Annotated in this window: 12 protein-coding genes and 1 pseudogene; 5 read left to right on the top strand and 8 right to left on the bottom strand. The window is 70.4% G+C overall.

Features of this window, described 5'->3' with window-relative positions:
* Both AB8Z75_RS23530 and AB8Z75_RS23535 read left to right on the top strand, forming a co-directional pair.
* On the top strand, positions 1-267 hold a 267-nt coding region (locus tag AB8Z75_RS23530; protein ID WP_369205138.1), incomplete at its 5' end, for a WYL domain-containing protein.
* A 97-nt stretch (positions 268-364) separates the two neighbouring features.
* On the top strand, positions 365-976 hold the full coding sequence (locus AB8Z75_RS23535; protein WP_369205140.1) for a Uma2 family endonuclease: 612 nt from the start codon (positions 365-367) through the stop codon (positions 974-976).
* Between the two features lie 69 nt (positions 977-1,045).
* On the opposite strand, the gene tgmC is transcribed toward AB8Z75_RS23535, so the two are convergent.
* From tgmC to AB8Z75_RS23565, 6 genes are all read right to left on the bottom strand, one after another.
* On the bottom strand, positions 1,046-2,284 hold the full coding sequence (gene tgmC, locus AB8Z75_RS23540; RefSeq protein ID WP_369205142.1) for an ATP-grasp peptide maturase system methyltransferase: 1,239 nt from the start codon (positions 2,282-2,284) through the stop codon (positions 1,046-1,048).
* Positions 2,281-3,249 (bottom strand): ATP-grasp ribosomal peptide maturase, encoded by a 969-nt coding sequence (gene tgmB, locus AB8Z75_RS23545; protein WP_369205144.1) that lies wholly within the window; start codon positions 3,247-3,249, stop codon positions 2,281-2,283. The genes tgmC and tgmB overlap by 4 nt, the downstream gene beginning before the upstream one ends.
* Positions 3,249-3,509, bottom strand: coding sequence for a putative ATP-grasp-modified RiPP (gene tgmA / locus AB8Z75_RS23550; protein WP_369205146.1), 261 nt, complete (start codon positions 3,507-3,509; stop codon positions 3,249-3,251). Before tgmA ends, tgmB begins: the two co-directional genes overlap by 1 nt.
* A gap of 206 nt (positions 3,510-3,715) precedes the next feature.
* Positions 3,716-3,928 carry a hypothetical protein gene (locus tag AB8Z75_RS23555; protein ID WP_369205148.1) on the bottom strand — a complete coding sequence of 71 codons (213 nt, stop codon included), beginning with the start codon at positions 3,926-3,928 and terminating at the stop codon, positions 3,716-3,718.
* Positions 3,929-4,076: 148 nt separating this feature from the next.
* The gene (locus AB8Z75_RS23560; RefSeq protein ID WP_369205150.1) at positions 4,077-4,340 is read right to left on the bottom strand and encodes a hypothetical protein; all 264 of its coding nucleotides are present in this window, start codon (positions 4,338-4,340) and stop codon (positions 4,077-4,079) included.
* A complete protein-coding gene (locus AB8Z75_RS23565) occupies positions 4,337-4,519 on the bottom strand; it encodes a hypothetical protein (protein ID WP_369205152.1) in 183 nt (60 codons plus the stop codon). The genes AB8Z75_RS23560 and AB8Z75_RS23565 overlap by 4 nt, the downstream gene beginning before the upstream one ends.
* Positions 4,520-4,707: 188 nt before the next feature.
* Between AB8Z75_RS23565 and AB8Z75_RS23570 the strand changes: the two genes are divergently transcribed.
* The 3 genes from AB8Z75_RS23570 (at position 4,708) to AB8Z75_RS23580 (ending at position 7,648) form a co-directional block, all read left to right on the top strand.
* Positions 4,708-5,550 (top strand): Scr1 family TA system antitoxin-like transcriptional regulator, encoded by an 843-nt coding sequence (locus AB8Z75_RS23570; RefSeq protein WP_369205154.1) that lies wholly within the window; start codon positions 4,708-4,710, stop codon positions 5,548-5,550.
* The gene (locus AB8Z75_RS23575; protein WP_369205156.1) at positions 5,547-5,759 is read left to right on the top strand and encodes a DUF397 domain-containing protein; all 213 of its coding nucleotides are present in this window, start codon (positions 5,547-5,549) and stop codon (positions 5,757-5,759) included. Before AB8Z75_RS23570 ends, AB8Z75_RS23575 begins: the two co-directional genes overlap by 4 nt.
* Positions 5,760-5,932: 173 nt before the next feature.
* Complete coding sequence (locus AB8Z75_RS23580) at positions 5,933-7,648, top strand: DNA repair helicase XPB (RefSeq protein ID WP_369205158.1); 1,716 nt, start codon at positions 5,933-5,935, stop codon at positions 7,646-7,648.
* An 84-nt stretch (positions 7,649-7,732) separates the two neighbouring features.
* Here the strand turns inward: AB8Z75_RS23580 and AB8Z75_RS23585 are convergent, their stop codons facing one another.
* On the bottom strand, positions 7,733-9,067 hold the full coding sequence (locus tag AB8Z75_RS23585) for an AMP-binding protein (RefSeq protein WP_369205160.1): 1,335 nt from the start codon (positions 9,065-9,067) through the stop codon (positions 7,733-7,735).
* A gap of 178 nt (positions 9,068-9,245) precedes the next feature.
* Positions 9,246-9,417 (bottom strand): annotated as a pseudogene (locus AB8Z75_RS23590) (transferase); the annotation flags it as partial.

Raw genomic sequence — 9,417 nt, forward strand, 5'->3', positions numbered from 1 at the left:
GCCATGACGGTGCGGGGGMGGCCGCCGCCCGGCGGCGGCCTCCCCCGCACCGTCATGGCCGAGACGCTGGCCACCATGCAGTCCGCGACCCTCACCGGCACCCCCGTGTGGATCGGCTACGTCAACGCGGACGGCGCCGCCTCCCAGCGCGTCATCGCCCCCGTCAAGGTCGAGGGCGGCTTCGTGACGGCCTACGACCACACCGCCGACGAGGTCCGCACCTACCCGCTGCACCGGATCACGGGGGTGGCGGAGGTGGAGGGCTGAGCCGTGCGCATGCGACGGCTCCCGCTGTCTCACCGGATCGAGTGACCGCGTTCTCGGACAACCGCTCGTCGGCCGGTCTCCGTCCAGACTCACCCGCATGAAAACCGCGACGGCCGCGACGGCAGCACGCGCCACCGAGGAGAACTGGGCGTTCCCGCCCGCAGAGGGATGGACATTCGACCAGGTCAAGCGCTTGGAGCTGCCCTTCGACTGGGAACTCGTCGATGGGTGCATCGTGGTACGAGGACGAACGATGCTGTGGCACAACCACGTGCGGAACCAGCTCGCGCAAGCCCTGGGCGACGCACGCGGCAAACCCTTCGACGTGGTGACCGGACAGTGCGCGATGGTGGACGCACACCACGTGCGCGTGCCCGACGTGATCGTCTACGACTCCACCGGCCTAAACGTCTTCGAGACCGAGTGCGTGCCCATCAGCGCTGTCGCCCTCGCCATCGAGGTCGTCTCCCCCGGCTCCCGCAGCCAGGACCGCGTCCTCAAGCCCGCCCAGTACGCCGCCGCCAAGGTCCCCTCCTACTGGCGCGTGGAACTGCAACGTGACAACCAGCTCGCCGTGCACGAGTACTGGCTGAACGCCGACACCCGCTCCTACATCCCCCGCCCCGAACGCCCGGTACACCGCCGCGAACTGACCACGGACCTCCCCTTCCCCCTCAAGATCGACCTGGCCGATCTCCTCGGTTTCTGAAGCGGACCGGCGGGCGGCGGACGGTGACCGGCCTCCCCCTGCCCCAGGAGGTCAAGCAGTCACAGGAGGTCAAGCAGTCAAGGGCGGATGCGGGTGTTTCCAGCGGAGTACGTGTTCCTTCTGTCCGAGCCAGTACGACCGCCGGTCATCGGTGATCTGCTGACCGCCGATCCAGTAGGCGTGTGCGTCGGGTGTCACCGCCATGCGGACAGAGGTGATGTCGGGCTCCCCGGCCTTCTGCCAAGCGGTTACGGCCTCTTCGATGGCGTCCCAGAGAGCGACCGGACCGCCTTGGCGGACGTTCCACTGGTCTCCGTCGGCGGTGAGGGCCGCGAACGCCTCCCGGCGGGCGTCGAACAGGTACACCGTCTCCCGGTTGTCACCCAGAGCGCGCACCAGTTGGGCTCCCGGGGCGGCGAGCTGGGCCAGGAAGGCGGGCATCCAGTCGTCCAGCGTGTCCGGGGAGAGACTGGTCTTCCGCTCGCTGTCGGCGTAGGCGGCGCGGGCCGCCAAATCCCCGGAGAGGGGAACAACTGCTTGTGCCCGGGCGGGCATGAAGGAGGTACGGCCGATGATGCGTCCCTCCGCCGTCCCGTCGTCCTTCACGGTGAGCTTGGCCAGCCCGGTGCCGTAGGACCAGGCGCTGGGGCCGACGGTGGCCAGGATGATGCCCCCCGGCTCGGTCTGCCGCACCCACGCGTACGGGATACGGCGGAGGGCACACGTGGCAACGATGCGGTCGTACGGTGCCCGACGCGGGTGGCCCAGGAGGCCGTCCCCGGTCACGGTCCAGGTCGAGTATCCGGTGGTCTCCAGCGCGTCGTCCGCTCGCCGGGCCACCTCGGGGTCCACTTCCACACTGGTGACGTTGTCCTCCCCCAGGCGGTGGCACAGCAGCGCCGTGGAGTAGCCGGTCCCAGTGCCGATTTCCAGGGCGGTCATACCGTCTTCCACATCCAGGGCCTCGTTCATCCCGACCACCGTCGCGGGCATCGTGGAGGAAGAGGTGGGGAAACCGGTCAGCGGGCCGTCTGCGGTGTCGGCGGTCAGGTGGCCGTCCAGCTGGGTCACCCACGTTTCGTTCCGGTAGACGAGGGTCAGCCACTCGTCCTCGTCGGTGTCCGGGCTGATGGGCGTGTAGCGGAGATGGCCGTCGGGGCCGGGAGCGTCCTTGAAAAAGGACCGGAGGAACTGTTCGCGGGGTACCTCTTGGACCGCCTTGCGCCACGCGGCGGTCCTGAGGACGCCTCTCTGTTCCAGGCAGTCCGCCAGCCCGTGGCGGAGGGCGGTGGAATCGGGACGGGTCACGGTGTGGCTCCTTGCTCCAGGAGATCAGCGAAAGCGGCGGCGATGGGGAGCCCGGTCTCGTCTTCCAGCCAACCCCATTGGCCGTTCGGGTTCAGCTCCAGCCAGTGGAGGTCACCATCGCGGGTGAGGCACAGGTCGTAGCTGCCTGAGGCCAGCCCGAAGTGGTCCAAGTGCGCGACCAGAGCCTTTTCCACACCGGCGGGGAAGGTCATGGGGGTGTAGGTCAAAGCGCTGTAGTCCGCACGCCAGTCCAACAGATCGGAGTCGATGCGGACGGCGAACACCTTCGGGCCGACCACGACCACCCGCACGTCCGCGACCTTGGGTACCTGGGCCTGGAAGAGGTGGGGGACCACGGCCACGCTCTCGTCCACGTCGTCGGCCAGGACGGGTTCGGTCCAGGTGGTCAGCCCCACTCCGTCGCTCCGGCGGTAGGGGGTCCAACGAAGCGTCTTGAAGATCACCGGGGCGTGTTCGGTGATGAAGGCCCGGATGGTGGCCAGGTCGTTGGAGACCAGGGTGGGCGGGACCACGAGGCCCAGGTGCTGAGCGACGGCCAGTTGCAGGGGCTTGTGTTCGGCGGCCCGGTTGCTCAGGGGGTGGTTCACGTAGCGGCAGTCCGGGAGGGCGTACAACGTCCCGCCGAGACCGTGCCGGACGTGTGCCTCCGCGTACCGAGCGTCCTGGGCGTCCAGGTGCTCGAAGTGGGGCCAAGTGGGGCGGCGCCAGTACACGGCCCGTACCCCCTCCAGGCGGGCAGTCCTGGAGGGGGTACGGAGAATGCCGGCCGGGGTGGCCGAACCGGCGCCGCCGCCGAACCGGGCCGAGAGTGTCAGGCGGTCGCCTGTGTCGGAGGGGTCGAACCGCACGACGGGGACGCCGCGCTTGTTCAGCTCGGCAATCACCATGTCGGCGGTCACGTCGTCCACTTCTGTGACGACCGCGACCGGTTCAGCGTCGCTCATCAGTCCTGCTCGTCGTCCTGGTCGTGGTCGGTGTCGTTGCGGCTGTCCTGGTTGGTGGACTGCGGGCTGGTCTCCGTCCCCTTGGCCGTGCCGTGTTTGCCCATCTCCACGACGCCGCCGCTTGCGTCACGGAAGACGGTGACCTGCGTCGCGGGGTCCAGTTCGGCTGTGGCATACCCGGGCTGGTAGGTGCTCGGGTAGGCCCGCATACGGCTGATGCCCCAGGGGACGAGGAAACGATCCGAGGTGGTAACCGACATGAAATGCCCTTCTCTTCGATCGGCGCGGCTGATCGCCGCGCTCCACTTGTCCGTCCTTCGCGGTGGTGCAGCCCCCGCCCCCGCCGGACCTCCAATCGGAGGAGGAGGCCTCACGCTGTCTCAGTGAGGGTGGGGGCGTTGTGGTCCGTCCCTGCCGCTACCGCAGACCGAGACGTGGCGTCGACGTGTCCTCGCGACGCTCCCTCTCAGCCACCGTCGCCTCCGGGGTCGGCGCCGGCCGGCGCGGGCGGGGCAAGGCGGACGCGCATCCGGGCCAAGAGCTCCGCACGGCGCGTGTGCTGCACCTTCGCCGCCTGATGTTCCTTGTCCACGATGCTGTTGCCCTTCGCCTTCCCGGAGGGACGACGGAAATACTGGGGCCTGCTCATGGGTGATGCCCTCCAGGTCTGGTAGGTCATGTCCCGGGTCCTTCCTTCGGGCCGGCGGGTGGAGCACCGTGGTCGGGGTGCCGGCGGAGCAACACGCGGCAGTCCACGACCCGCGACGCGTCCCCGGACTTCTCCGCTCGGGCCAGCTCCTCCGCCAGCTCCTGGCACGTCCGGCACGTCATGTGAGCCCCCGACGCTGGATGCGGTGAAGGCGGGCCAGCGCGCGGAGCTGGTGGGCCTCACGTGAGGTGCCGGGACGTAGGCGGCGGTACGGCGCTTCCCAGGCCAGGCCGCTGGGACGGTCCACGGTGACCACCTGGTCGACCGCCTGCCGCGCGACGCCCACCATCTCCTTGTCCCGGTCGAACACCACCGTTCCCGGTCGGATGTGGAACGGGGAACGGAAGTACGCGGCGGCGGGTACCGGACGCGCGGCGCTCACCGGGCCGACTTCCGCTGGTGTGGGTGCCCCGCGATCACGGCGTTGCAGCTCCGGACGGTCAGGAAACGTCCGTCGGCGCGGGCCGTCTCCCGATCCCGCGCCAGCAGTTCGCACACATCGCACTCGGGCACGGGGACGGGTTCCCGCTTCGGTGCGGGGTCGGCGGGGGCGGTGTCCATGGACCAACTCCTCTGCGTGCTCACTCTGTGCGGTGGAACGGTCACAAGAGTGCGGCACGGCTCGCTACGCTGTGGAGGGTTTCAGCGCCCAACCTGCGAGTTGGTCACGGCGACGCGTACGCGCGCCGTTCACCGCAGGTGAACGGCGTCCTCGGAAGGCATGACCAGACCGGTGGTCAGGGGGAGAAATGAACGCAGAAACGGACGGCACGGGGGGCGCGGACGGCGCACAGGACCCGCGCAGACAGTTCGCCGAGGAGTGCAGGAGCGCCAGAGAGCTGTACGAGGGCGGGCCGTTGACGCAGACCCAGTTGGCCCGGATGGTCCGCACGTCCAAGAGCACCATTTCGCGGGTCGAGAACTGCGTGGGTCCTGTCCCTGCGGGCCTTCCACCCCTCTTGGACCAGGTGTTCGGCACCGACGGGTTGTTCAAGCGGCTGTATGAGGAGATCACGGCGCACGCCTTTCCGGAGCGGTACCGGCGACGCATCGAGCTGGAGACTCGCGCAATCTCCATCTCGGAGTGGTCCCCCACAGTGGTGCCGGGACTACTCCAGACTCCGGACTACGCGCGTGCTCTCTTCCGTGAGGGCAACTCGCGTGCCAGTGAGGCCGAGCTGGCGAGCCGTGTCAGCAACCGCATCGCCCGGCAAGAGATTCTCGCCAACAGCACGCCGCCAGACTTCTCCGTCATCGTGTGCGAGTCAGTCATCCGACGCCGGGTGGGCAGCCGGGAGGTGATGCAGGAGCAGTTGTCCGCTCTTCTGAAACACGGAACGCGACCCACCACCGTCCTTCAAGTGCTCCCGCTCGATGCCGGCACGCATGGACTGATGGACGGCCCCATGTCCGTCCTGGCGACCTCGGACGGTGCGACCGTCGTCTATACGGAAGGCATCCGATCCGGTGCCATCATCGAAGAACCGGCTGACGTGAGGCACTTGTCACGGTCCTACGATGTCCTCACGGCTACGGCTCTGTCGCGTGACGCATCCGCCCAGATGATCAGAAAGCACATGGAGGCACTGTGACCCCGCCTGCGAACCACTCCTGGGTCAAGTCCAGCTATAGCAACCAGGACGGTGGCAACTGTCTGGAGTGGTCCCCCAGCTCCACCGCAACGACCGGCATCGTCCCCGTACGCGACAGCAAGCACCCCGCAGGCCCCGTCCTTGCATTCCCCGCCAGGGCATTCACAGCGTTCGTCACCGACGTCAAGAGCGGCGGACTCGGCGTCTGACCACGGAGCGCATCCGTCGAACCACGGTGCGGCCCCCTCGGCCCTGCGCGGCGAGGGGGCCGCACCCCGTCCGGGGGCGGCGTAGCTCACATCACGCCACGCACCCGCGCTGGTGCGGCACACTGGACGTTTGGTCCCTGTCGGGAACTCATCCGAACGTCGGAAGGTGACGCGTGAACGGCGGCCCCCTGATCGTCCAGTCGGACAAGACCCTCCTCCTCGAAGTCGATCACGAGCAGGCCGACGCCTGCCGGCGGGCCATCGCGCCGTTCGCGGAGCTGGAGCGGGCGCCGGAGCACATCCACACCTACCGGGTGACGCCGCTGGGCCTGTGGAACGCGCGGGCCGCCGGGCACGACGCGGAGCAGGTCGTGGACGCGCTGGTGGAGTACGCGCGGTATCCGGTGCCGCACGCGCTGCTCGTGGACATCGCCGAGACGATGGCCCGCTACGGGCGGCTCTCCCTCAACAAGCACCCCACGCACGGTCTGGTGCTGGTGACCAGCGACCGCCCCGTGCTGGAGGAGGTGCTGCGCTCGAAGAAGATCCAGCCCCTGGTGGGGCAGCGGATCGACCCGGACACCGTGGTGGTGCACCCCTCCGAGCGCGGCCAGATCAAGCAGGTGCTGCTGAAGCTGGGCTGGCCGGCCGAGGACCTGGCCGGGTACGTGGACGGCGAGGCGCACCGCATCGAGCTGGACGAGGGCTCGGGCCCCGAGGGCGGGGGCTGGTCGCTGCGGCCCTACCAGAAGCAGGCCGTCGAGGGGTTCTGGCACGGCGGCTCGGGTGTCGTCGTGCTGCCGTGCGGGGCCGGGAAGACGCTGGTCGGCGCCGGTGCGATGGCCAAGGCGCAGGCGACGACGCTGATCCTGGTCACCAACACCGTCTCGGCCCGCCAGTGGAAGTCCGAGCTGGTGCGCCGCACCTCGCTGACCGAGGAGGAGATCGGCGAGTACAGCGGGACGAAGAAGGAGATCCGCCCCGTCACCATCGCCACCTACCAGGTGATCACCATCAGGCGGAAGGGCGTCTACCCGCACCTGGAGCTGTTCGACTCCCGCGACTGGGGCCTGATCGTCTACGACGAGGTGCACCTGCTGCCCGCGCCGGTGTTCAAGTTCACCGCCGACCTGCAGGCCCGCCGCCGCCTCGGGCTGACCGCCACGCTGGTGCGGGAGGACGGGCGCGAGTCGGACGTGTTCTCCCTCATCGGTCCCAAGCGGTTCGACGCCCCGTGGAAGGAGATCGAGAACCAGGGCTACATCGCCCCCGCCGACTGCGTGGAGGTCCGCGTCTCGCTCACCGACTCCGAGCGGCTGGCCTACGCCACGGCCGAGCAGGAGGAGAAGTACCGCTTCTGCGCGACCACCGACAGCAAGCGGAAGGTCACCGAGGCGCTGGTGCGCCGCCACGCGGGCGAGCAGACGCTGGTGATCGGACAGTACATCGACCAGCTCGACGAGCTGGGCGAACATCTGGGCGCGCCCGTCATCAAGGGCGACACCAGCAACGCGCAGCGCGAGAAGCTGTTCGACGCCTTCCGCACCGGCGAGCTGACCTGCCTGGTCGTCTCCAAGGTGGCCAACTTCTCCGTCGACCTGCCCGAGGCCACCGTCGCCATCCAGGTCTCCGGCACGTTCGGCTCCCGCCAGGAGGAGGCCCAGCGGCTCGGCCGCGTGCTGCGCCCCAAGGCGGACGGGCACGAGGCGCGCTTCTACTCGGTCGTCGCCCGCGACACCATCGACCAGGACTTCGCCGCCCACCGCCAGCGCTTCCTGGCCGAGCAGGGCTACGCCTACCGGATCGTGGACTCCGTCGACCTGCTGAGCGAGCCGCCGCAGCAGCAGAGCGGCACCGCCAGGGAGTCCGACCCGGCGGACGAGGTCTGACGGGGCCCGGAGGGCCTACGGTCCCTCGGGGCTTATCGTCCCTCGGGGCCTACCGTCCCTCGGGGCCTACCGTCCCCGGAGGGGCTACCGTCCCTCCGGGGACGGCTCCTTCGGGGGTTTCATGGCGACCCGGCCGTCCGGGCTGATCGTCGCCGTCTCGCCGGTGCGCAGCCAGCCCTCGTGCAGCGGCGCCGGATGCCCGGTGTCCTCGACGTACGAAGCGGTGATCCACGGGCCGCGCAGCAGCAGTTCGCCCTGGGACTCGCCGTCCCAGGGCAGCGGTGCCTTGTCGGGGCCCAGGACGCCGTACTCGACGGAGGCGGGGAAACGGTAGTGGCCCGCCTCGTCGGTCCCGCCCGCCTCGGCCCGCGCCACGCACGCCGGGGACAGCGTCTCGGGCGCGCCCCAGGCCGCCGCGGTGCTGATGCCGTGCCGCCAGCCCAGCTCCTGGGCCAGCAGCGGACCGCCGGGGTCCTCTCCCGGGCCGCCCACGACGACGGCCTCCCGCAGCGAGGAGAGGTCACGGGGGCGCGCCGCGAGCTCCTCCAGCAGGCCGTCCCAGGTGGCCGGGTCGGCGACGGCCAGCGTGGGCCGTTCCCTCTCGGACATCTCCGCCAGCGGCGCGGGCTGGTCGTAGATGCCGGGCAGCAGCAGCGAGGCGCCGCCCGCGAAGGCCGCGTACGGCAGACCCCAGGCGAGCATGCGCGACATCGGCACGACGGGCAGCACCAGGTCGCCGACCCCGATGCCGTACGCCTGCGGGGTCTGCGCCTGGAGGGCGTGCAGGTAGAGCGCGCGGTGGCTGTAGGCGACCCCGCGGGGTGCGGCGTGAGCCGAGGTGGTGTGGCACAGGACCGCGGCGTCGCGTTCGTCGATCTCGGGCCAGTCGTAGCGCTTGCGGCGGTCGTCGATCAGCAGCTCGTAGTCGTGGACCTCGGCGCCGTAGGCGGTGCCGGGGACGACGGCGGCGCTCTCGCTGCCGCCCGCGACGATCACGTGCCGCAGGTGCGGGAGGCGGGGCAGCACGGAGGCGAGCGGGGCGAGCCCCGCCGGATCGGTGAGCAGCACCCGCGCCCCGCCGTGCCGTGCCGCCGCCACCAGCTGGTCGGCCGGCAGCCACGGGTCGAGCGTGTGCAGAACCGCCCCCATGGACGGCACCGCCAGATAGGCCTCCAGGTGGTCGGCGGTGTTGGCCATGAGGGTGGCGACCGGGTCGCCGGGCTCGACGCCGAACTCGTCGTGCAGGGCCCCGGCGAGCTGTATGGCGCGGACACCCGCCTCCAGGAACGTACGGCGGTCCGGCTCAGCTCCGCCCGCCGTCCCCGCCCACGTGGTGATCCGGGACGTCCCGTGCGCGAGCGCCCCGTGCACCAGGAGCCGGGTCACGGTCAGCGGAATGTCCTGCATCGTGCTTCGCACACCGGCCTCCTCGGGCCTCTTCGCACTCTGGTCGTCGGCCGCCCTTCCGCCCGTCGGCGGCGGGAGGGGCCGTGCGGTGGTCCCTCGCGTGCCCGTCCCCTCTGATTCTTGCCGGGGGAACGCGCGGTGTCAGCGGCGCCGGGCGGTGCCGGGCCGACACGTACCCGGCCGCCACGCCCAGCAGTACCAGCGCCAGCAGCGGGTACGGCGAGGCGAGCGGCTGCTGCCACCAGTCGAGCCGCAGGTCCAGGTCGCCTTCCCGGGGGACGAGCCACAGGGTGCGGGCCGTGAAGACGACGGCCACGCACCCGAAGGCCGCACGCGGCCACGCGACGCCGGACCCGGTGGAC

The sequence above is a fragment of the Streptomyces sp. PU-14G genome (assembly GCF_041028275.1).
Classification (GTDB): Bacteria; Actinomycetota; Actinomycetes; order Streptomycetales; family Streptomycetaceae; genus Streptomyces.